A 22,926-nucleotide genomic window follows, 5' to 3' on the forward strand; every position below is an offset into this window, starting at 1 on the left:
CACCCCAGGGCCACCACTCGACGCCCCGAGGGTAAACGCGGGGTTAACGGGGGGTGAAAGCCGCCCCGATTTGATCCTGCGACCAGCCGATCCTATCGCGCGGTCGCGGCGCGGAGCACGTCCTCGCCCCATTGGTTCAGACTCTTGCCTGAGAGTTCCGCCGCTCGCGCCGCCCTGGCGTGGAGATCAGGCGACACGCGCAGCATCAGCTTGCCGGAATAGGCTCGCTCCGGCTCCTTCCCGCTCTTGAGGCAGGTCTCGATGTAATCGTCCACGGCCTGCTGGAACGCGGCCTTCAGTTCGGACACGCTCTCGCCGTGAAAGCCGACCACGTCATCGATTCCCGCAATCCGGCCGACGAAAAGACCGTCTTCGGCGTCGAACTCGACCCGGGCGTGGAGGCCCTTGTGGCTCATCGTGTTCATGGCGTGACACCAATCTTGCTCAAGAACTCGCGCGCGTCGCGAACCTGATACCGCTTGGCCTCCTTGGTCGGGTGCGGACGGTGGAACGAGGCTATCAGGCCCTCGCACTCGAACCTCACCCGAGAACCGGATCCCTCGATCACGCGGCAGCCAACGGCGACGAACAGCGACTCGATGGCCTGCCACTCGATGTCAGGCGACACCGGGTCGGTGAAGACCGCACGCAACGTCTTCAGCTGGCGGCTGTTCATGATGGCAAAATATGCCTGCACCTCACATAGTGCAAGCACATTGCGCTATCACAATCCCCTCAAGAACCCGGCCAACCGCATCAACCCCTCCGGCCAGGGCCCGTGGCCGCTGGCGACGTTGATGTGGCCCGATTCGCCCGCATCGACGGTCAGCGCACCCCAGGAATGGGCGAAGTCGTCGGCGCGGTCATAAGCGCAGTGTGGGTCGGTACGGCTCGCCACGAGCAGGGACGGGAAGGGCAGGGGGTCGCGGGGCACGGGGGCGAAGGCGCGCACCGTGTCGGGGAGGTTGGGGGCCTCCTCCACATCGGGGAACGCCACGAACAGGGCGCCGCGCACCACGCCCTCGGGAAAGCGCGGCACCGCCTCGACGCAGGCCACGACGCCGAGGCTATGGGCGATGAGGATGACGGGCCGCGTCGCCTGCGCGACCGCCTCGGCCACCCGCCCGCACCATTCCTCGGGGGTGGGGACGTGCCAATCGTCCTGCGCGACGATCCGGGCCGTCGGGAGGCGCCCGGCCCAGCGCGCCTGCCAGTGGCCCTCCTCGGAACCCCCGAGCCCGGGCACGATCAGGATGTCACAATCGGCGGTCTTCATCACAGGATGCCTAGAGCAGCCCCCCGGCGCCGCGCAAGCCTCGGCACTCAGGCCGCTGCCGCCTGCTCCAGGGCCAGGATGTGCGCGGCGATCTGCATGGAGGCGAGGTTCTTGTGCTTGGCCTCGATCTCGAAATCCGCCCAGGCGAGGTGGCGGGACACGAGGTCGTTCACCGCCCGGTTCCACATCAGGTCCGAATGGGCCGCGAGGTCGCGCACCGAATGGCCCGCCTCGCGCAACGCGGGGAAGTCGGGGAGGCGGCTCTCCGCGCCGTCGGTGATGACGGCTTCCCGCGAGACGCTGATATGCGCCACCGGCCGCACCCCGCGCCAGGATTCGATCACCCGGCCGATCCGGGCATCGTCCGGTTCGAGATATTCGCCGCCGCTCTGGACCCAGTGGTGGTGCAGGTCGAGGACCACGGGCACGAGGTCGGCCAGCCGCAGCACCTCGTCGAGGCCGAACAGGTTCTCGTCGTTCTCCACCGTCACGAGGTCACGGGCGAGGCGGCTCGCCCGCGGCAGGGTCTCGCGAAAGCCCGCGACGCCGGGGTCGCCCGCGCCGACATGGATGTTGATGTGCGCGCCGTGCCGGTGCCAGCCGTCGCCGTAGCCCATCAGGCCGAACAGCTCGGCGTGGTAGTCGAGTTCGGACAGGCCGTTCTCGATCGCCGCCGGGTTGCGGCTCGCGATCAGGCAGAACGGGCCGGGATGGAAGCTCAGCCGCACGCCGAGCTTGCGCGCCAGCGCCCCGGCCTCGGCGAGGCCCGTCTCGACGGTCTTGCGCATCTCCGGCTCGGCATAGAGCGCCTGTACGGAGTGGTGCGTGTAGCCGGGCAGGACGTTGCTGCCCATGCGCAGCAGCCGCTCCAGGGGCGGGCGGGCGCCGACCCAGGCGATCTGGCGCGACAGGGCCGTCAGATTATGCGTCACGACGCCGAAAAGCTTCTCCCGCCGGGCGGCGGGGTCGAGCTTGGCGAGATGCGCCATCGTCACCGTCGTCAGGTTCATGGCGCGGGTGGCCTCCCGCGCCGCCTTGAGGGTGGCATGGGTGCCCGGCGGCTCGTCGAGGACGAAGGTGCAGCAGAATCCGAGGCGTGCAGGCGAGGGGGCGCGGTTTGGCATGGGGGCCTAACGCGCGAAGTGCCGTTCCGTCACGCGGAACGGGCGCGCGGGGCCGACGTTTGCGAAACAGCGGAGCGTGGCAATACCGCCCACCTCGCCCCGGCCGAACCCCGATGACGACGCCTTCCCCCCGCCCGGGCGGCCCGCCCGATCAAGCCTCGACCTTGTGGATCCTGATGCTCGGCTCGGCGCTCGTCGCGCTGGCCCTCGCCCAGCCGAGGCGGGACGCCGCGGCGATCCCCGCGCCGGAGCCGGAACCGAAGGGCAACCGCAAACCGGCCTCGACCCTCGGAGCGCGCTCCATCGAGGGTCACGCCGCGAGGCTCATCACCGCGACCCAGCCCGAGCGCGGGCGCCACGCCGAGCACCCGGCGGATATCCCCGCCTCCGGCTGGAAGGACATCCTGATCCGCGTCTACCTGGAGTTCATCAAGGACCGGGTGCTCGCCGTCGCGGCGGGCGTAACCTTCTACACCCTGCTCGCCCTGTTCCCCGGCATCATCGCCCTGGTGACGCTCTACGGCCTGTTCGCGGATGCCAGCGTCATCAACGAGCACCTCGCGCAGCTCCACGCGGTGCTGCCCTCGGGCGCGGTGGAGATCATCGGCGATCAGGTGAAGCGCATCGCCTCGAAGCCCAGCGGGACGCTGGGCCTCACCTTCTTCACCGGCCTGCTCGTGTCGATCTGGAGCGCGAACGCCGCCATGAAGGCGATGTTCGATGCCCTGAACGTCGTCTACGAGGAGGAGGAGAAGCGCAATTTCTTCATGCTGAACCTGCGCTCCCTCACCTTCACGGTGGGTGGGCTGATCTTCGCGATCATCGCCCTGAACGCCATCGTCGTGGTGCCGGTGGTGTTCAACTTCCTCGGCCTGGGCTCCGAGGCGTGGCTGATCGCGGCGCTCCGCTGGCCCGCCCTGCTGCTGGTGATCCTCGGCGCGCTCTCGGTCCTCTACCGGTTCGGGCCGAGCCGGGAGCACGCCCGCTGGCGCTGGGTCGGCGTCGGCAGCCTCGTGGCGGGGCTGCTCTGGCTCGTCGCCTCGCTGCTCTTCTCCTGGTACGTGTCGAGCTTCGGCACCTACAACGAGACCTACGGGTCGCTGGGCGCCGTGATCGGCTTCATGACCTGGATCTGGATCTCGTCCACGATCGTGCTACTCGGCGGGGAGATCAACGCCGAGATCGAGCACCAGACCGGGCGCGACACCACCACCGGCCAACCCCTGCCGCTGGGCGCCCGCCGGGCGCGGATGGCCGACACGGTCGGCGCGGCGGCATGACGGGCGGGGGGAGGCTTCCTATATTCGGGGAAAGGAGATCTCCATGTCCGACAGCATCACCGCCCCCGCCGAGACCCTGAGCGACGCGGAATGGCGCGCCCGCCTCAGCCCGGACCAGTATCGCGTGCTGCGCGAGCACGGCACGGAACGGGCCGGCACGTCCTGCCTCCTCGCCGAGAAGCGGGCCGGCACCTTCGCCTGTGCTGGCTGCGGCCAGCCCCTGTTCGAGCAGGGCACCAAGTATGAGTCCGGCACCGGCTGGCCGAGCTTCTTCGCGCCCCTCGACGGCGCGGTGGAGACCACCACCGACCGCAGCTACGGCATGTCCCGCACCGAGGTCCATTGCGCCCGCTGCAAGGGCCATCTCGGCCACGTCTTCGAGGACGGCCCGGCCCCGACCGGCCTTCGCTACTGCATGAACGGCGCGGCCCTGGCTTTCGAGCCCGCCTGACGAATCCCGTGGATGGGGAGCGGGGATCGTGGGGAAACTCCCCTCACGATCCCCCTTGCCCCATGCTTCGCGCCTTGATTCCGGCGCCATTTTGCGTAGTCGCTCTAAAGAGTACGGGATTGGTCATGCGCCTGTTGCGGAAAGCTACAGTCAGGCTTTGCTTTTTCGCGATGCAGCGCAAGGTCGAAACCCACCGAACCGTTCGCTCGACTTGCACGTGACTCGGTGCGTCGAAGGTGACCGGACCAATCGGTCGTACCCGAGCGCCATGCCGGGCCGGGCGTGAGGAGTGAAACAGTCCATGAGCACAACCCGCAGGTTCCTCGTCGCCCCGGCCCTCGTGAGGCTCCTCCGCAAGGAGCGGGGCAGCAGCCGCATCACCGAAGGTCATTTCGCCCCGCAGGGCGGCCGCAACTCCTTCGTCCGCGTGGACGGACAGGCCTGCCAGCTCATCCTCGTGAACAACGGCGTCGAGGAGCGCACCGAGGTGCCGCGCGCCCACGGCGACGCCCTGCTCGACGTCTGCCCCGGCAAGGCCGCCTACGACCGCACGACCCTGGCCGCCGGCGGCCGGGAGATCGTGGTGGACCGCTACGTCTCCCCCGGCAGCATCGACCTCGTGAGCGTCGTGTTCGACGATGCCGGGCAGGCCTCCGCTTTCCAGGCCCCGGTGTGGTTCGGCCGCGAGGTGACGAACGAGCCGACCTTCGAGCGCTCCGCCCTGGCGATCCAGGGCGTGCCGGCGGCGGCCGAGCTGTCGCTCAGCAACGCCGCCCTCGACGCGGTGCTGGACATCATCGAGCCGCGCTTCGGCTTCGGCCGCTACAACTCCCCCACGCGCGCCTCCGAGAACCTCGACAGCCTCGCCGGCACCCTGCGCCGTCCGGCCCCGCCGCCGGCCCCCGAGCCCGCCCGCCCGGCCCCCGAGCCGGAGATCCACATGGCGGCCCCGCTGCCGATCCCGGCCCCCGAGCCCGCCCCGGCGCTGGCCGAGCTGCCGGCCCCCGAGCCCGAGCCGCAGCACGAGCCGGTCGAGGAGCCCCGTCACGAGGCGCCCCGCGCCGAGGATCACGGCCAGCCGGCCGCGTCCGGCACCCCGGCCGAGGCCGTGCATGGCGATGCCCGGATCGACGACGTGATCGAGAGCCTGTCGGCGGCCCTCGGCGCGGCGATCCACCAGAACCCGGCCCAGGCCGAGAAGCCGGAGGATCCGGGCGCGGTGTTCGAGCGCTGGACCGTCCGGCCCCGCCGCACCCAGAACCAGGGCTGAGGGGGAAACCCCCTCAGTTGCGGATGATCACCGCCGCCCCGCCATAGTTCCTGGCGAGGCGGAACAGGGTCGCCGCATGGCCGGGCGAGAGACGGATGCATCCGTGGCTCGCCCGCCGGCCGAGGGCGCCGGTGGCATAGGTCCCGTGGATGGCATAGCCGCCCCGGAAGAACATCGCGTGCGGCATCGGCGAGCCGTGATACTTGTGCGAGCGCCACATCGTGGCCATCCGGCCGACCCGATACGCGCCGTTCGGCGTGACGAAGCCGCGCCGCGCGGTGGAGACCGTCCATTCGAAGGCCGGCGCCCCGTCGACATAGACCCGCATCCGCTGCTGCCCCTGATCGATCCGGGCGACGACGCCCGCTGCGGCGGGGAGGGCGGGCAGTAGACAGGTCAGCGCCGCCCCGAGGAGGGCGGCACGGAGATGGAAAGTCCTCGACATGGGGTGTCACCGGAGGCTGTCGCGGCGGCCGGCGTCGACACGAACCCTCTTGGTTGCAGTATCGCGCACGCCTACAGCTAAGGTGACGCATTGCCGGTCCTGTGGAGACCGAGTGGCGGCGGCAATTGACAGGTTTTTGTCACCGGGGGCTCGCGGCGGACTACGGAGACGCCGTTGAGAAGGCTTCCGAAGCCGGATAGCGTGACACGTAGGGAGGCGCGCGGGGATCGCGCGGAGGATAGAGAATGGCACAGGCGATCCACGCGACGGGGGGCACGACGACCGCTCCCAAGGAGCCCTGGTACAAGGTGCTCTACATCCAGGTGCTGATCGCGATCGCGCTCGGCATCCTGCTCGGCTGGTACGACCCGGCCACCGGCAAGTCGCTGAAGTGGCTCGGCGACGCGTTCATCGCCCTCATCAAGATGATGATCGCGCCGATCATCTTCTGCACCATCGTCCACGGCATCGCCTCGATCGGCGACCTGAAGAAGGTCGGCCGGGTCGGCCTGAAGGCGCTCGTCTACTTCGAGGTGGTCTCCACCCTGGCGCTACTGATCGGCGTCATCGTCGGCGAGGTCATCCAGCCCGGCGCCGGCTTCCACGCCGACCCGTCGAAGCTCGACGCCAGCAAGGTCGCGAGCTACGCGAGCAAGGCCGCCGCCGACTCGACCGTCGCGCACATCATGGCGCTGATCCCGAAGAGCTTCTTCGACGCCTTCGCCACGGGCGACCTGCTGCAGGTGCTCCTCGTCTCGATCCTCACCGGCTGCGTCGTCACGGGGCTCGGCGAGAAGGCCGCCGTGGTCAGCAGCGCCATCGACACCGCCGGGCAGATCTTCTTCCGCATCATCGGCATCATCGTGAAGCTCGCGCCCCTCGGCGCGTTCGGCGCGATGGCCTTCACCATCGGCGAATACGGCATCCAGAAGGTCTACGACCTCGGCCAGCTCGTCGCGACCTTCTACCTGACCTCGCTGCTGTTCGTGCTTGTGGTCCTCGGCACCATCGCGCGGGTGTCGGGCTTCTCGATCCTGAAGTTCCTCGCCTACATCAAGGACGAGCTGCTGATCGTGCTGGGCACCTCGTCCTCCGAGACGGTGCTGCCGCACATGATGACCAAGATGCGCCGCCTCGGCGCGTCGGATTCGGTCGTGGGCCTCGTGGTGCCGACCGGCTACTCGTTCAACCTCGACGGCACCAACATCTACATGACGCTCACCACCCTGTTCCTCGCGCAGGCGGTGGGGGCGGACCTGTCGATCGGCCAGTACGCGACGATCATCCTCGTGGCGATGTTGACCTCGAAGGGCGCCTCGGGCGTGACGGGCGCGGGCTTCATCACCCTCGCCGCCACCCTCTCGGCCATCCCGAACAATCCGGTGCCCGTGGCCGCGATGACCCTCGTGCTCGGCATCGACAAGTTCATGTCCGAGTGCCGCGCCCTCACCAACCTCGTCGGCAACGGCGTGGCCTGCGTGGTGGTCGCCCGCTGGGAAGGCGAACTCGACCGGACCAAGCTCAACGAGGTGATGGCCAACCCGATCGGGATCGGCACGGCGGTGACGGACAACTCGCCCGCCCCGATCGCGACCGACACCAAGGTCGCCGCCGCGGAGTGACGACAGCGACGGCAAAGGGACCTGCAAGGCTCGGGATCGACCTCGGCGGCACCAAGATCGCCGGGGTCGTCCTCGCTCGGGACGGGAGCCGCCTCGCGCAGGCGCGCGTCCCGGCCCCCAGGGGCGATTACGGGGCCACCGTCGCGGCGGTGGCCGATCTCGTCCTGCGGCTGGAGCGGGAGGCGGGGCGCCCCTGCAGCGTCGGCATTGGCATGCCCGGCAGCCTGTCGCCGGCCACCGGCCTCGTCCGCAACGCCAACTCCCACTGGCTGATCGGCCATCCCTTCGGCGCCGACCTCGCCGCCCGGCTCGACCGCCCGGTGCGGGTCGCCAACGACGCCGATTGCCTCGCCGTCTCCGAGGCGACGGACGGGGCGGGGGCGGGCGGGCGCGTGGTCTGGGCGATCATCCTCGGCACGGGCGTCGGCTCCGGCCTCGCCATCGAGGGGCGGCTGCATGCGGGGCGCAACGGCATCGCCGGGGAATGGGGCCACGGCCCGCTGCCCGGCCCTCACGACGACGAGCGGCCGGGCCCGGCCTGCTATTGCGGCCGGCGGGGCTGCGTCGAGACCTGGGTCTCGGGTCCCTCGCTCGCCGCCGACCACGCCCGGCGTCACGGCGGCACGCCGACCGCCGAGGCCGTGGTGGCCGCCGCGCGGAACGGCGACGCGGCGGCGCGGGAGACCCTGGCGCTCCATCTCGACCGCCTCGGCCGGGCGGCGGCGCAGGTGGTGAACGTCCTCGATCCGGACGTGATCGTGGTCGGCGGCGGGCTCTCGCGCATCCCGGAGCTGATCGCCGGCCTGCCGGACGCCATGCGCCCGCACATCTTCTCCGACGCGTTCGACACCCCCGTCCGCGCAAGCCTGCACGGCGACGATTCCGGCGTGCGCGGGGCGGCGTGGCTGTGGGGCAGCGAGACGGTGTGAGACGTGGGGGCTCCCCTCTCCCCGCCTGCGGGGAGAGGCCCGTTTGCACCTCGTCGTGCAAACGGGAGCGGAGGCGAAGCCCGAGCGACGGTGAGGGGGCTCACCGTAAGAGACTCTTCCGGCAGCGCCCCTCACCATCGGCTGTCGCCTCGCTGCGACGACGACAAGGTCGTCGCAGCCCTCTCCCCGCAAGCAGGGAGAGGGGATGCTGGCGGCGCCTCACCCCAGATCGTAAACCTTCGCCAGATCCGGGTCCTTGGCGGCCACGAGCTTGGCGAGGTCGACGATGACCTTGGCCTGCTTCCACGTGGCATCGTCCTGCATCTTGCCGTCGAGCATCACGGCGCCGGTCCCGTCGGGCATGGCGGCGACGATGCGGGCGGCGAAGGCGACCTCGGCCGGGTCCGGCGCGAATACCGTCTTGGCCAGCGCCACCTGGCTCGGATGCAGCGTCCAGGCCCCGGCGCAGCCCATGAGGAAGGCGTTGCGGAACTGGACCTCGCAGGCGGCCAGATCCGAGAAGTCGCCGAACGGGCCGTAGAAGGCCTTGATGCCGTTCGCCATGCAGGCATCGACCATCCGGGCGATGGTGTAGTGCCAGAGGTCCTGCTGCGCGCTGGCGCGGGGGGCGTCGCCCGCCGGATCGGCGATGACCCGGTAATCGGGGTGGCCGCCGCCGACGCGGGTGGTCTTCATGCCGCGCGAGGCCGCGAGGTCGGCGGGCCCCAGGCTCATGCCGTGCATCCGCGGCGAGGCGCAGGCGATGGCATCGACGTTGGCGACACCCTCGGCGGTCTCGAGGATGGCGTGGACGAGGATCGGCTTCTTCACCCCGTGGCGGGCTTCGAGCTGCGCCAGCAACTGGTCGATGTAGTGGATGTCCCACGGGCCCTCGACCTTGGGCACCATCACCACGTCGAGCTTGTCGCCGACCTCGGCGACGATGGTGAACAGGTCGTCCAGAATCCACGGGGAGTTCAGGGCGTTGATGCGCGTCCACAGCCCCGTCTGGGTGGCGGCGAAGTCAGTCGCCTGCGCCATGGCGACGAAGCCCTTGCGCGCGGCCTCCTTCTGGTCGGCCGGCACCGCGTCTTCCAGGTTGCCGAGCACCACGTCGACGGTCGGGGCGAGGTCCGGCACGCGGGCGCGCACCTTGTCGTTGTGGGGCGGCACGAAGTGGATCATCCGCTCCAGCTTCACGGGCAGGTCCCGGAAGGGGGCCGGCGCGCCGGTCGCGAGCGGCTGGAAGAAGCGGCGGGGCAGTTTCATCGCGTGCGGCCTTCGGCTCTGGCGTTCCTCAAGACGGGGTTATGGCACGGCAACGGCCGAGGTAAAGGCGTGCTTTCGTCCTGTAACGTTTTGTGACGGCGGCTTTTCCGCCGTTGCGGGCGGGGCCGGGGCGCCTATTCTTCCCGTTATGAACGAGGGCACCACGCTCGCCATCGTCGAGGACGATCCCGAAATCCGGGCGCTGCTCGGCGGCTTCCTGGAGGGAGAGGGTTTTCGCGTCGAGAGTCTCGACGGGGGCGCCGCCCTCGACCGGCGCCTCGCCCAGGGGCCGGCGCCGGACCTGATCGTGCTCGACTGGATGCTGCCCGGCGAGGACGGCCTGTCCATCTGCCGCCGCCTGCGCGAGGGCGGCGGGCCGCCGGTCGTGATGCTCACCGCCAAGGACGAGGACATCGACAAGGTGCTCGGCTTGGAAATGGGTGCGGACGATTACGTCTCGAAGCCGTTCAACCCGCGCGTGCTGCTGGCCCGCATCCGCGCGGTGCTGCGGCGGACGCGCGGAGGCGCCGTCGCGGAGGCTCCGAGTGCGGAACGGCTGCGGGCCGCCGACCTCGTGATCGACCCCGCCGCCCGCTCGGTCCACGCGGACGGGGAGGGTGGGGCGCCGCGCGAGGTGACGCTCACCAGCGCCGAGTTCGACCTGCTGATGTGCTTCGTCACGCGGCCACAGCGGGTGCTCTCCCGCGACCAACTCCTCGATTGGACGCGGGGCCGCGTCGCGGACGTGTTCGACCGGACCATCGACGTGCAGGTCAGCCGCCTGCGCAAGCGGCTGGACGAGGCGGGCAGCGGCCTGCCGGCCCTGATCAAGACGGTGCGCAACGCGGGCTACATCCTCGCCGCCCCCGTCCGCCCGGCCTGACCGCATGTTGAGTCGCATCGGCCTGCTCGGCCGGATCATGCTGATCCTGATGGCCGCCCTCGGCGCGGTGATCGTCGGCGCGATCCTCGTGGGCCGCATGGAGCCCGCCAGCCCGCGCAGCGCGCAGGTCGCGCCCTATCCGCGCCTGGAGCAGGCGGCGGGGGTGATCGACCTCCTCTCCCGCACCGAGCCGTCGTTGCGGCCCACCATCCTGCGCGCGGTGAGCGGCATCCGCCTGCACGCCGCCCTCGCGGACGCGGCCCCGCCCGGCGAGGGACTGCGCCGGCTCCCGCGCTCGGAGGCGATGCTGCGGGCCTTCTCCGAGGCGCTGCAGCGGCCGGCTCCCGGCAAGGACGACGGGCTTCGCGCCTATGCGGATGGCGAGGGCGGGCGCGTGACCCGCATCGTCGCCCGTCTGGACGACGGGTCGGTCCTCGTCCTCGACGAGATCGAGCCGCAACGTGCGATCTCCTTGAAGCTGTTCGGTCTCGCGCCGGGGATGTGGATCGGCATCCTCGGCATCGCCGTGGCGGGGCTGGCGCTGCTCGGGGCGCAGCGGGAGATGCGGCCCCTGCGCCGCCTGAGCGCGGCGGCGGAGGCCTTCGATGGCTCGCCCCCCGCCGGTCCCGTGCCGGTGTCCGGCGCGCCGGACGTGCAGCGCCTCGCCCGGTCGGTCCACGCGATGCAGGAGCGGGTGGCGGCGCTGCTGCAGGAGCGCTCGTTCCTGATTGGCGCGATCTCGCACGACCTGAAGACCTACCTCACCCGCCTGCGCCTGCGCGCCGAATCCTGGCCGGACGCGCAGGGCCGCGAGCGCATGGCCGCCGACATCGACGGCATGACGGACCTGATCGAGACCTCGCTCGCCTTCGCGCGGGGCACCACCGTCTCGCAGATCCGGGGGCGGGTCGATCTCGCCGACCTCGCGGCGGTGGAGGCGGCGGAACGCTCGGCCCTCGGCCAGCCGGTCGCCCTCGTCGGCGAGGAGGTGGCCGAGGCCACCGTGCCGGGGGATGCGGTCGCCCTGCGCCGGGTGATCGCCAACCTCCTCGACAACGCGGTGAAGTTCGGGCGCGGCAAGGTCGAGATCGCCGTCGAGTCCGGGCCGGAGCAGTGCAGCCTGCGGGTCGAGGATGACGGACCCGGCGTCGGAAGCGCCGAGGCCGCCGCGATCTTCAGCCCGTTCTACCGAATCGAGGGTTCCCGCAACCGCCGCACCGGCGGCAATGGGCTCGGCCTCGCCATCGCCCGCCAGATCGCCGAGGCCCATGGCGGCACCATCGCCGTCTGCGCCGGCCGGCTCGGCGGGGCGTGCTTCACGCTGACATTGCCTCGCGCAGGAGCGTGAGGGCGAGAACGCCCCTCACAGCAACTCCCGCACCGCCTGCGCGAAGGCCTCTGGCGCCTCCTGCGGGACGTTGTGGCCGATGCGCGGCAGGCGGCGGTAGCGGTAGGGGCCGCTGAAGCGGGCCGCGTCGCCATCATCCGATTTAGGCGGGAAGACGCCGCCGTCGCTGCCCTCCAGCACGATGGTCGGCACGCCGATCTTCGGCTGGGGCGCGAGCCGGGCCTCGATCTCCGCATAGGCGGGGTCGCCCGGCACCACGCCGTAGCGGACGCGGTAGGAGTGGATCACCACCTCCACGAAATCCGGATTGTCGAAGGCCGCAACCGTGCGGGCGAGCGTCGCCGCATCGAAATCCCAATGCGGCGACCATTGCCGCCACAGCAGCTCCACGATGCCGGCGCGGTTCTCCGTCAGGCCCGCCCGGCCGCGCTCGGTGTGGAAATAGTACTGGTACCAGAGCCGGCTCTCGGACTCGGCCGCGACCGGGCGGCCGGAGCGGGCCACGTCGTGGATGTTGTAGCCGCTGCCGCCCGAGACCAGCCCACGCACCCGCTCCGGCCACAGGACCGCGACGACGCAGGCCGCGCGCCCGCCCCAATCGTAGCCCGCCACCACCGCCCGCGCGATGCCCAGCGCATCGAGGAAGGCGAGGAGGTCGGCCCCCAGGGCGGCCTGCTCCCCGGAGCGGGGCGTGGCGGCGTCGAGGAAGCGCGTCGGCCCGTAGCCGCGCAGATACGGCACGAGGCAGCGCACGCCCTGGCCGGCGAGGATCTCGGCCGCCGGCAAGCAGGCGTGGATGTCGTAGGGGAAGCCGTGGAGCAGGATGGCCGGAGGCCCGTCCGCCGGTCCGGTCTCGTGATAGGCGATGTCGAGGACACCGGCGTGGATGTGCTTCACGGAACCGGCTGCGGCCATGTCCTGTCGCTCCCTCGCGGCGGCACGCGTGACGTGCCGCACGTGCTCCGCGTCGCACAGGCTTGCCGACCCTGTCCAGCGCCCGAACTTCAGGCCTCGGATGATCTTTTTCGACGGAAGGACGGGTGGCGATGGGGCTCTTGGACGGGGTGAAGACGGTGATCGGCGATCTCGCGGCGGCGACCGAGCGGACCATCGCGGAGGTCGGGGGCCGTGACATCCCCATGGCCTTCGCGAAGTTCTATCCCGGCGGCCTCGCCGGCTTCCTCGACCGGCTGCGGCAGGACGGCCACGGCACGCAGGTCGAGTCCTGGCTGAACGGCACGGACCCGAAGCCCGTGCCCGCCGCCGCCATCGCGCAGGCGCTGCCGGACCGCGTGGCCGACAGCCTCGCCACGGACCTCTCCTTGTCGCGGGAGCGCCTGCCCACGGCCCTGTCGGAGTTCCTGCCCGCCGCGGTGACGGGTCTCAGCGAGAACGGGCGGCTGAAGACTCAGCCGGTGTTTGCCAGCACGCAAGTGGTGGACAAGCCGGCCAGCTGAGCCTTCGGCCGGTCTCCGTGACGACGCGGTCGCGGAAGGTCACTATGGTCGGCGCCGTGGGCCACCCGGCCCCGGCGGAGATCAGCAGATGAGTGTATTCGATTCGCTCGGCGGCTCGTTGCAGCAGATGGCGATGAAGGCGCTGCCCGGCATCATCCAGCAGGTGCTGCCCGGCGGCCTCAATGCCCTGCTCGATCAGTTGCGGGAGCACGGCTACGAATCGCAGGTGAATTCCTGGCTCGGGCGCGGCCCCAACGAGCCGATCACCGCCGAAGATCTGCAGAAGGTCATTGGGAACGAGCAGGTCCGCGCCATGGCGACGAAGCTCGGCATCCCCGTGGAGCAGCTGTTCCCCACCCTGGCCAAGGCCTTGCCGGACACGGTGGACCAGCACAGCCCGAACGGCGAATTGCAGCCGCCGAAGGCCTGAAACGCGAAACGGCGGCCCTTGGGGGACCGCCGTTTGCCTGCGAGGCGCTGGCCTCAGTTGCTGGCGAGCTGCGACATCGGATCGACCGGGGCGCCGCTCTTGCGGATCTCGAAGTGCAGCTGCGGCGAGGTCACGTTGCCGGAGGCGCCGGACTTCGCGATGGTCTGGCCGCGCTTGACCTTGTCGCCGGGCTTCACGTCCAGCTCGCCGTTATGGGCGTAGGCCGAAACGTAGCCGTTGGAGTGCCGCACGAGCACCAGCTTACCGTAGCCCTTCACGTCCGAGCCGGCATAGGCGACGGTGCCGTCCTCGGCGGCCTTGACCGGCGTGCCCTCGGGCAGGGCGATGTTGATGCCCTCGTTGCCCGACGAGCCGTAGCCCGCGATCACCCGGCCCTTGGCGGGCCAGCGGAAGTTGTCGCTGCTCGCCTGGGCGGGCACCGAAGCGGTGGTGGCCGGCTCGGCCTTTGCCGGAGCGGGCTCGGCCTTGGCGACCTCGACCTTCGGCGCCTTGGCGGCCTTCTCGGCGGCGGCCTGCTTGGCCGTCTCCTTGGCGCTTTCCTTCGCGGCCTCGCGCGCCGCCTTGGCTTCGGCGAGCTTCTGGGCCGCCTCGGCCTTGGCCGCGCTCTTGGCGGCGTCCTTGGCGGCTTCCTTGGCCGCGTCCTTCGCGTCCTTCGCCGCGACCTTGGCCTTGTCGGCAGCTTTCGCGTCGGCGGCCTTCGCGTCGGCCGTCTTGGTCTGGCCGGGGCGGACGTGCTTCTTGTCGCCGTCCTTCAGGGCCGCGAGCTTGCGCGCCTTCTCCTCGGCGGCCTTGGCCTCGGCCGCCTTGTGGGCGGCGAGTTCCTTGGCCTCCCGGGCCTCCTTCTCACGGGCCTCGCGGGCTTCCTTCTCGCGGGCCTCCTTGGCGTCCTTCTCGCGGGCGGCGACGCGCTTGGCCTCCTGCGCCCGGGAATCCCGCTCGCGGGCTTCCTTGGCCTCCAGGGCCTTGGCATCCTCGCGCTTCTCCTCGACGGCGCGCGCGGGGCGGGCGGTCATGGCGGCGGCGGAGGGGTTGAGGCCCGAGACGTTGTTGTAGGACGGGATGACGATCTCGCGGCCGGGGGTGATCTGGCTGGCGCTGGTCAGGCCGTTGGCCTGCAGGATCGCCGAGCCCGGCACGCCGTAGCGGGTCGCCATCTGGGTGAGGCTGTCGTTCTTCGAGACGGTGATGCGCGTGCCGCCCTGGGCGCTCCAGCCGGAGGAGCCGACGGAGGCGACCCGCGTCGGGCTCGCGGCGGCCGGCGGCGGCAGCGTGCTCGCCACGGGGGCGGGCCGCGACGCGCCGGGGGCGCCGAGCGCTTCGGATTGGATGCGGCCGGTGCGCAGGGGCGCCACGGGCTTGATGTCGTCATCCGGCAGGCTGCCCGTCGCGGCAGGCTCCGAGAAGGGGTTGGTGAAGGGGCTGCTCAGCCGCGACGCATCGGACGAACAGGCCGCCGCGCCACCACCGATGATCCCCACGAGGGCGACGCGCGACAGCGTCTGAAACCCCCTGACCGCTCCACGCACCCGCATCGACGCACCCGCCAGCACAACGCCACCCGATGCCGTCATGAAGCCGGATTCAGGTTAAGCAACCGTTCCCGTTCACCATGAGATGGCCTTGGAAACGGCGGGATGTGCGGTGCAGCGACACGCTGGGCGTGTGGGCGCCGGCTTCCCCGGGCGGCCCGGCACCCCACATCTCCGCGATATTCAACCTGTCCTCCCCGCGAGACAGCCTCGCCGACCTGCCGCGCCTCGAAACCGCGCGGCTGACCCTGGGCGGGCTGGCGCCGGAGGATGCCCCCGCGCTCGCCCGCCTCACGGACGATCCGGCCATCACCGGGGCCATCGACTTCCTGCCGGAGCCCTTCACCCTCGAGGATGCGAAGGGCCTGATCCACGGCGGCAACCGCGAGCGCGACCGCTTCCTCGGCGCCTGGATCCGGGGGGAGGGCGGGGCCGCCGCCCTCGTCGGCGTGGTGGGGGCGCACCTGCGCGGCCCCGGCTTCATCGAGATCGGCTACTGGATCGGCGGCGCCGCCCGGGGCCGGGGCTTCGCCTTCGAGGCGGTCTCGGCGCTCGCGGGCCATCTCGCCCGGCGCTTTCCCGCCCGCACCCTGGTGGCGGAGTGCCGCCCGGCCAACACCGCCTCCTGGGGCCTCCTGCGCAAGCTCGGCTTCGAGGATACCGGCGAGGAGGGCCACCGGCCCGGCCGCCGCCTCCTCACCCGCGCGCGGGCCTGAGCCCAAACGAAAACGCCCCGGACCAGGGTCCGGGGCGCTTCGGCGTCCGTGAGGCGGCGATCAGAAGGTGACGCCGGTCTCGACCATGTAGCGGTCCTGCGAGGTCCGGTTGCCGTCGCGGCCGAAGCCGGTGCCCAGCGTGCCGTTGGCGAGGCTGCCGCGGGTGATGCCGCCGAGCTCGACGTGGGCGTATTCGACACGCAGGAAGTAGCGGTCGAAGGTGAAGGTCGGGGTGACGGTGATGGAGAAGGCGTTGCTGCCCGCGCCGTAGAGGAGGCTGGTCGTGCCCGAGCCGCGCACGCCGCTCTGCTCCTCGTACTCGACGCGACCCGCCAGGGCGAAGTTGTCGGTGAAGGAATAGGCCGCCAGCAGCGCGCCGCCGTAGGTCGAGGCGCTCTGCAGGATGCCAATGCGCTGGTCCGCCTCGACGTTCGTGAACTGGAAGTACGGCGTGACGATCCACGGGCCGTTCGAGTAGGTGTAGTTGATGTTGAAGATGCCGCTGTTCTGCTGGTTCAGCGGGGTCGCGAACTGGTAGCGCAGGCTGCGGTTGAGGACGTTCTGGCTGCCGAGATTGACGCCGCCGTTCACGCCGATCGTGTTCGAATCGTCGATCTTGTAGGCGACGTTCCCAGTGAACCACGTGATGTCGCCCGCGAAGAACCCGTCCGTGCCGGCCACCGACACCGACCACGGGCCCTCGGCCCAGTTCAGCTGCACGCCGTGATTGATCACGTTCTCCTGCGCGAAGAGCAGGCCGCGGTTGATGTTGAGGTTCTGGAAGGTGAACGGCGCCTCGGAGCCGATGATGGTCGGCATCCGGCCGCCCTGCACCGACCACGCGTCGTTGATCTGGATCTTGCCGAAGGCCACCGGGAGGGGCGTGAACAGCAGGTCCGTCTGGTCGATGGAGCTCAGGTTCTGCACGCCGAGGCCGGGGATCGCGTAGCCGCCGCCCTGCACGTAGAACTGGAAGGTGCCCTCGGGCTTCTGGATCCAGCCCTGGAGGTTCGAGAAGTCGAACCGGGCCGCCCGATCAGGGGCGTAGCCGGGGGGCGCGAAGGCCATCGGGAACGGGTTGTTCTGGGTGTAGCCGTAGCCGGTCAGCGCGCCGCCGATGTAGATGTCGCCGAGGCCGCCGACGCCGAAGCAGGTCGGGTTCGGGTTCGCCTTGATCACGCCGCCATAGGCCGGGCCGAGCAGCGTCGCCTTGCACGGCTCCACCGGGGCCGGAACGGGCGCCGGGGCCGGCATGTCGGCCGCGAAGGCCACCGTGGAGGAGAGCAGCGCGGCGGCCAGACCGGCCAGGGTGGAACGCTTCGACATCGGCTTGCAGCTCGGTTCTGAGAATCTACGGCCAAGCTGCCATCACGTGCGTTTCGGCACAAAAGCAAAGTATTTGCACTTGCACACTTTTTGGGCAAATCTCGCGTCGCAGCAACGTTCGTTTCAGCGTTGTGGCTTGGGCGCCACATCTAGATGACGCGCCACGAATGCTTGAAGCGGCGCACGAGGTACAGATTAATTCAATCGATACCTTTGGCTCCGAGCGGATCGCACCGAAAACCACCATATCCCGACTGGGCGAGTCGCTCCGCCAGCGCCGGCAGGAACACCAGGGCCTCCTCGGCGAGGCGCCAGGGCGGGTTCACCACGATGAGGCCGCTGCCGGAAAGGCGGGTTGGGTCGTCGGGCCGCGCGATGAGCAGGTCGAGGCGCAGCGCCGGGCGGGCGAGGCCGGCATCGAGTTCGGCGGCCATCCGGTCGATCGCCGCCGCATCCTTCACCGGGTACCACGCGAGGAAGATCCCGGTCGGCCACTTGGCCACCGCCTTCAGGAGATGCGCGCCGAGCCGCTCCACCTCGCCCGGCACCTCGTAGGGCGGGTCGATCAGCACGAGGCCGCGCCGCTCCGGCGGCGGGATCTGCGCGTTGACCGCCGTCCAGCCGTCGAGATGCAGCACCTTGGTGCGCGAATCGCTGTTGTAGCGCTCCTTGAGCACGGCCGCGTCCTGCGGGTGCAGTTCCACGAACACGCCCCGGTCGCCCGGCCGCAGGAACTCGCGGATCACCGCCGGGGAGCCGGGATAGGTGCTGGCGCCGTGCCGCTCCTGCGTCGCCGCCACCGCCGCGCGGTAGGGCGCCAGCAGCGCCTCCACCGGCTCCGGGAAGGGCTCGGCCAGCCGGCCCCAGCCGCCCTGCCATTCCCCGGTGCGGCGGGCCTTGTCGGCCTTGAGGTCGTAGATGCCGAGGCCGGCGAAGGCGTCGAGCGCCCGGAACGGTTTGTCCTTGAGGCCGAGATGGGCGAGGACGCGGGCCAGCACGAGGTGCTTGAGCACGTCGGCGTGGTTTCCCGCGTGGAAGGCGTGCCGGTAATTCATGGCTGTGGCTCAAGCGGATCCGGCGCCGCCCGTCCAGGGCCGGGCCCCGAAATTCCGCTTTAGCGGGGCGGATCGAGGGCGATGTCCGGCGAGCGGCAATTGCTGCGGGCGACTTCGGGGCAGGGGGTGAAGCCGCGCAGATCCTTCGCGAAGCAGATCCGCACCTCGGTCAGCTGGCCCCGCGCGCAATTCACCGACATCATGTCCGGTCGCAGGCCGGCGTTCGCGGCCACGAACTGGCGGGCGATCTCCACCGGCGCGAGCCGCTGCCCGCCGGTCTTCAGCCCGTCGGGGATCGTCACCGCCAGCCGCGCCTGCCTGACGGCGGTGAAGTACGAGGACGGATCGAGGCCCGAGCAGGTGCCGTGCGTGCGCCACTCGTGCCGGGCGAGGCCCTCGCTCGGATAGACCTGCCCCGCCACCTCCATCGCCTGCCGGGTGATCGGGCGCTGCACGGCGGAGCAGTTCTGCGGGTAGCCGCGGGTGTATTGCGGCCAGAGCCCGTGCACGACGAAGCCGAGGCCCCGGCCGGGGGCGCATTGCGGCTCGTCCCGGCGGCCGCCGTCCCCCTCGCAGAAGGTCGGCGACCAGGAGAGGGCGAGGACGTAGAAGTCGAAATCGCCCGGCGCGGAGCGGCGGCCGAACCCACCGTAATCCTGCGCGGCGGCGGGGAGCGAGGCCAGGGCCGCCAGCCCCAGCAGGCCGGCGCGGAGCGTGGGCAGGCGCACTGTCGTCCGTCCGCTCAGGGCCGCGCCATCCGGCAGGCGGTGGCGTAGGCATAGGCGAGGTTGCGGTCGAGGCCGTGGACGCAGAACTCGACGCCCCAGGTGGACCCGATGATGCCGAGGCTCTCGCGCACCGAGTAGTCGATCTTCCGGTGCAACCCGTCCGACGTTGTGGCGACGGCGGAGCAGAACCGGCGCGGGATGGCATCGAGCCCCCAGGGACGCCACGCCGTCCGCTCGATCCTGTCGAACGCGATGATGGTCATGGAGGAGTTCCAGAACTTCGCTTCCTTCTCGGCGAAGTTCGTCGCCACCTTCTCCAGCACGTCGGGATCCTGGCAGCCCGGAATCTGCGCATCGTAGGGGAAGACCCGCTCCTCGGCGGGCTCGACATCCTCACGGGCGGAGCGGGCCTCGGCGGCGCCGACGGCGGTCACGCCGAGGGCGAGCCCGAGGGTGAGACGGACGAGGAAGGGGCGCATGACAAGGGTCCGAACCGGCATGGTGGGACGATGGCCGGGGCGGGCGATCAGTCAAGCCGCCGCCACGCCGCGTCGGTGGATTGGGCGCCTGGTGCGGCCCGGACGCCACGGTGGCCGCAGCTCAGAATCGATCCTCGAACTCGGCCGTATCCAGGTCGCGGTAACGGCTCAACACCCGCACCAGGGCGATCCCATCCGGGATCGGCCGATAGAAGAGCACGGAATTGCCCAGCGTCACGCTGCGCAGACCATCAGCCAGTTCCGGCCTCCCGCGACCCATGAGGGGGTGCTGCGCGACGAGGTGAAGCTTCGCCTCGATCCGGTCGAGCATCCGGTCGGCGGCATCCATGTCGTCCTGGGCGATGTAGCTCCAGAGGTCGAGCAAGTCCTCGGCGGCACGGGGGTGCCGCTGGATCCTACTCACCCTTCGCGGCCCTGCGGCGGCGGGCTTCGGCCTTGATCGCCGCCATGTCGAGCGGTTCGAGCGCGCCGCTGTCCAGCCCCTCGCGGATGTCGCGGCGCAGGGCATCGAGCTTGGCGGCGCGCATCTGCTCCCGCTCCTCGACCAGGCGCAGGCCGTCGCGCATCACCTCGCTCGCCGAGGCGTAGCGCCCGCTGGCGACCAGATCGCGGACGAAGCGTTCGTAATGTGCACCCAGCGTGTAGCTCGACGGCACGGGTCCCTCCTGAGGCGGATCGAGACTATCATATTATGATAGTCCGGCAATCGCGGGAGGGCCCGCCCTATCGCGGCGCCGACGACGAGGCCGGGTCCGGTGGGGTGGCCGGGACGACGGGGGTCGCCTTCGTCCACCACAGGCCGATCAGCAGGATTCCAACGAAGATCGCGGCGATGAAGCCGCCGAGCATGAGGCGTCGCATGGGTCCGGTATAGGGCGGACCCGCCGGATCAGTAGATCGGGCCCTCGACGGAGGGCGGGGGCGCCCCGAGCTGCAGCGGCTCGCCGTACTCCTCGCCCGGCTCCTCCGGCACGGCTGCGACGCGCGGGGCCGGGCGGGGGGCAAGGCTCGGGTGCGCCTGCACCGAGGTGTAGGCCGAGGGCACCTGCGCCGGCACGCGCGCCGGGGCGCGGGCCACCTGCGTCGGGCTCGCGGCCTTCGACATCGGCGAGACGCCGTAGGGATCGTCCTCCTCGATATCCACAGGGGCCTGCGGCGGCGCGGGCTGGCGCGGCGGCGGGACGGGCTTCGAGAGCGGACGCGGGCCGTCGCCGCCGAGCTGCGGCGTGAACTTGATCAGCGGCTGGCAGATCCGGCGCAGGCCGCGCGGGTCGTGCCGGGCGAGGTCCACGTGGATGTGGTCGTAGTGGAACACGTTCGAGCCCGGCGCCAGCACCGTGGTGAAGCGCTGGCACGCGCCCAGGAAGATCTCCCGGAGGAAGCCCTGCTCCGCCTCGGTGCCGCGCCATCCGCCCTTCACGGTGATGACATGGCCGTCCGCGAGCTTGAGCGACATCACGTCGATGGCGTTGCCGAAGCCGTGCTCGGAGAGCTTGGCGCCGGGCTGGTTGTTGCGCCCCCGGCAGGAATAGGAGCCCGCGTTGATCTCGGCCACAGGGACGCCGAAATAGAGTTCGGCCGCCGGCTGGATCGTGTCCGCGAGCCACGCGTCGGCCTCGGCGAGGGCCGGGCAGCCCAGCGTCATCCGCTGCTTGAGGATCACGGAGCCGTTGCCGAGCCGCGTCACCCGGAAGGGCTGCTGCATGCCGCAGGGGCCGGGGCCGTCGATGGCGGCCGCCGGCGTGATGAATTCGGTCTGCGTCACCAATTTCTTGGCGAGGCACACCTGCTCCGCCTGGTCCCGCCACGGCTCGCGCCGTTCGAACCGGTTGACCGAGCAGGCCGTGAGGGCCGCCCCGAACAGGGCCAGGCCTGAGAACGCGAGAACGCTACGCCGCATGAACCAGACGGTGCGCACGATCCCGTAAACGCTTCGTCAAGCGCGTTTCCGCTTTCCCGACCCCTGTGGCATGGCACGGTCCACGCCCGACGCGGTTGACAGGCCCCCACCCTGGTCGACCACATAAGCGATGCTTTCGCTCCTCGATCTCCGCGCCCGTATCGCCGCCGGCACCCTGACCCCGGCCGGCGCCGTCGACCTCTGCCGGGAGGCCATCGCCGCGCGCGATCCCTCCATCGGCGCCTTCGTCGCCATCGATCCCGATCCGGCGATCCCGCAGGACGGGCCGCTCGCGGGCATCGCGGTCGGCATCAAGGACATCATCGACACCGCCACCCTGCCGACGCAGCTCGGCACGACGCTCTACGCGGGCTGGCGCCCGAAGGCGGACGCGGCCGTCGTGGCGCGGCTGAAGGAGCGCGGCGCGGTGGCGCTCGCCAAGACCACCACCACCGCCTACGCCAGCTCAGACCCCACCGAGACGCGCAATCCGCACGATGCCGGCCACACGCCCGGCGGGTCGTCGGCCGGCTCGGCGGCGGCGGTGGGCGCCGGCATGCTGCCGCTGGCCTTGGGCACCCAGACGGCGGGCTCGGTGATCCGCCCGGCGAGCTATTGTGGCTGCGCGGCGATCAAGCCCTCCTTCCGGCTGATCCCCACGGTCGGGGTGAAGACGTGGTCCTGGGCCCTCGACACGGTCGGCCTGTTCGCGGCGGGCGTCGGCGACCTCGCCTATGCGCTCGCCGCCATCACCGGCCGGGACGGGATCGACGGGGAGGCCACGTCCGCGCCCCGCATCGCCCTGGTGCGCCAGGACTTCGCGGAGGCGCCCGAGCCCGCCGCCGAGGCGGCGCTGGCCACGGCCCGCGCCGCCGCCGAGCGGGCGGGGGCCCGCGTCTTCGACCTGACGCTGCCGCCGGAACTCGCGCAGGCCTGGGAGCGCCACAGCGCCATCCAGGATTTCGAAGCGCGGCAGGCGCTGGGCTGGGAGTTCACCGCCCATCGCGACAGCCTCCCGCCCCATGTCCGGCGGAACCTCGAAGCGGGCGATGCCACCGCCCCCGCGACCTACGACGACGCCCGCCGCCACGCCCACCGCGCCCGCCGGGTGCTGAAGGGCCTGTTCGGCGAGTTCGACGCCATCCTCACCTTCTCGGCCGCCGGCCCGGCCCCGGTGAGCCTCGCCTCCACGGGCGATCCGCGCTTCAACCGGCTCTGGACGCTGATGGGCGTGCCCTGCGTGAACGTGCCGGTGCCGGGCGACGGCCTGCCCGTGGGCGTGCAGGTCATCGGCCGGTTCGGCGGCGACGGGCAGGCGCTCGCCGTCGCCAAGCTGATCGAGGACGCCCTGCGGGGGTGAATGCCCC

General features: G+C 71.0%; 27 protein-coding genes. 11 read left to right on the plus strand and 16 right to left on the minus strand.

Going from position 1 to position 22,926, the window contains the following annotated elements; all coding sequences use genetic code 11:
• Positions 1 to 92: 92 nt before the first annotated feature.
• Genes MKK52_RS18345 through MKK52_RS18360 form a run of 4 tightly spaced genes read right to left on the minus strand, consistent with a single transcriptional unit; the run spans position 93 to position 2,400 of the window.
• Positions 93 to 425, minus strand: coding sequence for a type II toxin-antitoxin system HicB family antitoxin (locus MKK52_RS18345; protein WP_243956220.1), 333 nt, complete (start codon positions 423 to 425; stop codon positions 93 to 95).
• Positions 422 to 676 carry a type II toxin-antitoxin system HicA family toxin gene (locus MKK52_RS18350; RefSeq protein ID WP_243956221.1) on the minus strand — a complete coding sequence of 85 codons (255 nt, stop codon included), beginning with the start codon at positions 674 to 676 and terminating at the stop codon, positions 422 to 424. Before MKK52_RS18350 ends, MKK52_RS18345 begins: the two co-directional genes overlap by 4 nt.
• 48 nt (positions 677 to 724) lie before the next feature.
• Entirely contained in the window at positions 725 to 1,276 is a 552-nt protein-coding gene (locus MKK52_RS18355; protein WP_243956222.1) for an RBBP9/YdeN family alpha/beta hydrolase, read from the minus strand.
• Between the two features lie 47 nt (positions 1,277 to 1,323).
• Positions 1,324 to 2,400, minus strand: coding sequence for a UV damage endonuclease UvsE (locus MKK52_RS18360; protein WP_243956223.1), 1,077 nt, complete (start codon positions 2,398 to 2,400; stop codon positions 1,324 to 1,326).
• A 113-nt stretch (positions 2,401 to 2,513) separates the two neighbouring features.
• Between MKK52_RS18360 and MKK52_RS18365 the strand changes: the two genes are divergently transcribed.
• The 3 genes from MKK52_RS18365 (at position 2,514) to MKK52_RS18375 (ending at position 5,401) form a co-directional block, all read left to right on the plus strand.
• On the plus strand, positions 2,514 to 3,680 hold the full coding sequence (locus MKK52_RS18365) for a YihY/virulence factor BrkB family protein (RefSeq protein WP_409564695.1): 1,167 nt from the start codon (positions 2,514 to 2,516) through the stop codon (positions 3,678 to 3,680).
• A 43-nt stretch (positions 3,681 to 3,723) separates the two neighbouring features.
• Positions 3,724 to 4,131 (plus strand): peptide-methionine (R)-S-oxide reductase MsrB, encoded by a 408-nt coding sequence (gene msrB / locus MKK52_RS18370; RefSeq protein WP_243956224.1) that lies wholly within the window; start codon positions 3,724 to 3,726, stop codon positions 4,129 to 4,131.
• Positions 4,132 to 4,432: 301 nt separating this feature from the next.
• Entirely contained in the window at positions 4,433 to 5,401 is a 969-nt protein-coding gene (locus MKK52_RS18375) for a hypothetical protein (RefSeq protein ID WP_243956225.1), read from the plus strand.
• A 13-nt stretch (positions 5,402 to 5,414) separates the two neighbouring features.
• Here the strand turns inward: MKK52_RS18375 and MKK52_RS18380 are convergent, their stop codons facing one another.
• A complete protein-coding gene (locus MKK52_RS18380; RefSeq protein WP_243956226.1) occupies positions 5,415 to 5,846 on the minus strand; it encodes a L,D-transpeptidase in 432 nt (143 codons plus the stop codon).
• A gap of 245 nt (positions 5,847 to 6,091) precedes the next feature.
• Here MKK52_RS18380 and MKK52_RS18385 point away from each other — a divergent pair, with 245 nt between their 5' ends.
• Together MKK52_RS18385 and MKK52_RS18390 are read left to right on the plus strand one after the other, a co-directional pair.
• Entirely contained in the window at positions 6,092 to 7,468 is a 1,377-nt protein-coding gene (locus tag MKK52_RS18385; RefSeq protein ID WP_243956227.1) for a dicarboxylate/amino acid:cation symporter, read from the plus strand.
• The gene (locus MKK52_RS18390; protein WP_243956228.1) at positions 7,465 to 8,397 is read left to right on the plus strand and encodes an ROK family protein; all 933 of its coding nucleotides are present in this window, start codon (positions 7,465 to 7,467) and stop codon (positions 8,395 to 8,397) included. The genes MKK52_RS18385 and MKK52_RS18390 overlap by 4 nt, the downstream gene beginning before the upstream one ends.
• A gap of 219 nt (positions 8,398 to 8,616) precedes the next feature.
• Here the strand turns inward: MKK52_RS18390 and MKK52_RS18395 are convergent, their stop codons facing one another.
• Positions 8,617 to 9,666: an HpcH/HpaI aldolase/citrate lyase family protein gene (locus MKK52_RS18395; protein WP_243956229.1), complete on the minus strand. Its 1,050-nt coding sequence runs from the start codon at positions 9,664 to 9,666 to the stop codon at positions 8,617 to 8,619.
• A 148-nt stretch (positions 9,667 to 9,814) separates the two neighbouring features.
• On the opposite strand from MKK52_RS18395, the gene MKK52_RS18400 reads away from it, so the two are divergent.
• Both MKK52_RS18400 and MKK52_RS18405 read left to right on the plus strand, forming a co-directional pair.
• Positions 9,815 to 10,549, plus strand: coding sequence for a response regulator (locus tag MKK52_RS18400; protein WP_243956230.1), 735 nt, complete (start codon positions 9,815 to 9,817; stop codon positions 10,547 to 10,549).
• 4 nt (positions 10,550 to 10,553) lie between these two features.
• Positions 10,554 to 11,897 carry a sensor histidine kinase gene (locus MKK52_RS18405; protein WP_243956231.1) on the plus strand — a complete coding sequence of 448 codons (1,344 nt, stop codon included), beginning with the start codon at positions 10,554 to 10,556 and terminating at the stop codon, positions 11,895 to 11,897.
• A 15-nt stretch (positions 11,898 to 11,912) separates the two neighbouring features.
• Here the strand turns inward: MKK52_RS18405 and MKK52_RS18410 are convergent, their stop codons facing one another.
• Entirely contained in the window at positions 11,913 to 12,812 is a 900-nt protein-coding gene (locus tag MKK52_RS18410) for an alpha/beta fold hydrolase (protein ID WP_243956233.1), read from the minus strand.
• Positions 12,813 to 12,943: 131 nt separating this feature from the next.
• On the opposite strand from MKK52_RS18410, the gene MKK52_RS18415 reads away from it, so the two are divergent.
• Together MKK52_RS18415 and MKK52_RS18420 are read left to right on the plus strand one after the other, a co-directional pair.
• Positions 12,944 to 13,354: a YidB family protein gene (locus MKK52_RS18415; RefSeq protein ID WP_243956234.1), complete on the plus strand. Its 411-nt coding sequence runs from the start codon at positions 12,944 to 12,946 to the stop codon at positions 13,352 to 13,354.
• An 88-nt stretch (positions 13,355 to 13,442) separates the two neighbouring features.
• On the plus strand, positions 13,443 to 13,784 hold the full coding sequence (locus MKK52_RS18420; RefSeq protein ID WP_243956235.1) for a YidB family protein: 342 nt from the start codon (positions 13,443 to 13,445) through the stop codon (positions 13,782 to 13,784).
• A gap of 53 nt (positions 13,785 to 13,837) precedes the next feature.
• Here the strand turns inward: MKK52_RS18420 and MKK52_RS18425 are convergent, their stop codons facing one another.
• Positions 13,838 to 15,337, minus strand: coding sequence for a peptidoglycan DD-metalloendopeptidase family protein (locus MKK52_RS18425; RefSeq protein WP_243956456.1), 1,500 nt, complete (start codon positions 15,335 to 15,337; stop codon positions 13,838 to 13,840).
• 176 nt (positions 15,338 to 15,513) lie between these two features.
• On the opposite strand from MKK52_RS18425, the gene MKK52_RS18430 reads away from it, so the two are divergent.
• Complete coding sequence (locus tag MKK52_RS18430) at positions 15,514 to 16,050, plus strand: GNAT family N-acetyltransferase (protein ID WP_243956462.1); 537 nt, start codon at positions 15,514 to 15,516, stop codon at positions 16,048 to 16,050.
• Between the two features lie 60 nt (positions 16,051 to 16,110).
• Here the strand turns inward: MKK52_RS18430 and MKK52_RS18435 are convergent, their stop codons facing one another.
• The 8 genes from MKK52_RS18435 to MKK52_RS18470 all read right to left on the minus strand — a co-directional run bounded on the left by MKK52_RS18435 (position 16,111) and on the right by MKK52_RS18470 (position 21,559).
• Positions 16,111 to 17,376, minus strand: a complete 1,266-nt coding sequence (locus MKK52_RS18435; RefSeq protein WP_243956236.1) for a porin — start codon at positions 17,374 to 17,376, stop codon at positions 16,111 to 16,113.
• Positions 17,377 to 17,576: 200 nt separating this feature from the next.
• Positions 17,577 to 18,431 (minus strand): 23S rRNA (adenine(2030)-N(6))-methyltransferase RlmJ, encoded by an 855-nt coding sequence (locus MKK52_RS18440; RefSeq protein ID WP_243956238.1) that lies wholly within the window; start codon positions 18,429 to 18,431, stop codon positions 17,577 to 17,579.
• Positions 18,432 to 18,490: 59 nt separating this feature from the next.
• Entirely contained in the window at positions 18,491 to 19,153 is a 663-nt protein-coding gene (locus MKK52_RS18445) for a ribonuclease T2 (RefSeq protein WP_279597922.1), read from the minus strand.
• 20 nt (positions 19,154 to 19,173) lie between these two features.
• A complete protein-coding gene (locus tag MKK52_RS18450; protein WP_243956242.1) occupies positions 19,174 to 19,638 on the minus strand; it encodes a hypothetical protein in 465 nt (154 codons plus the stop codon).
• A gap of 121 nt (positions 19,639 to 19,759) precedes the next feature.
• Positions 19,760 to 20,062, minus strand: coding sequence for a type II toxin-antitoxin system RelE/ParE family toxin (locus MKK52_RS18455; protein ID WP_243956244.1), 303 nt, complete (start codon positions 20,060 to 20,062; stop codon positions 19,760 to 19,762).
• Entirely contained in the window at positions 20,055 to 20,315 is a 261-nt protein-coding gene (locus MKK52_RS18460; RefSeq protein WP_243956246.1) for a type II toxin-antitoxin system ParD family antitoxin, read from the minus strand. Before MKK52_RS18460 ends, MKK52_RS18455 begins: the two co-directional genes overlap by 8 nt.
• A gap of 67 nt (positions 20,316 to 20,382) precedes the next feature.
• Positions 20,383 to 20,520: a hypothetical protein gene (locus MKK52_RS18465; protein WP_243956247.1), complete on the minus strand. Its 138-nt coding sequence runs from the start codon at positions 20,518 to 20,520 to the stop codon at positions 20,383 to 20,385.
• A gap of 28 nt (positions 20,521 to 20,548) precedes the next feature.
• Positions 20,549 to 21,559 carry an extensin family protein gene (locus MKK52_RS18470; protein WP_243956248.1) on the minus strand — a complete coding sequence of 337 codons (1,011 nt, stop codon included), beginning with the start codon at positions 21,557 to 21,559 and terminating at the stop codon, positions 20,549 to 20,551.
• Positions 21,560 to 21,689: 130 nt separating this feature from the next.
• Between MKK52_RS18470 and MKK52_RS18475 the strand changes: the two genes are divergently transcribed.
• Positions 21,690 to 22,919 carry an amidase gene (locus MKK52_RS18475; RefSeq protein ID WP_243956249.1) on the plus strand — a complete coding sequence of 410 codons (1,230 nt, stop codon included), beginning with the start codon at positions 21,690 to 21,692 and terminating at the stop codon, positions 22,917 to 22,919.
• The last annotated feature ends 7 nt before the right edge of the window (positions 22,920 to 22,926 follow it).

It is taken from the genome of Methylobacterium sp. J-067 (genome assembly GCF_022829465.1).
Taxonomy (GTDB): domain Bacteria; phylum Pseudomonadota; class Alphaproteobacteria; order Rhizobiales; family Beijerinckiaceae; genus Methylobacterium; species Methylobacterium litchii.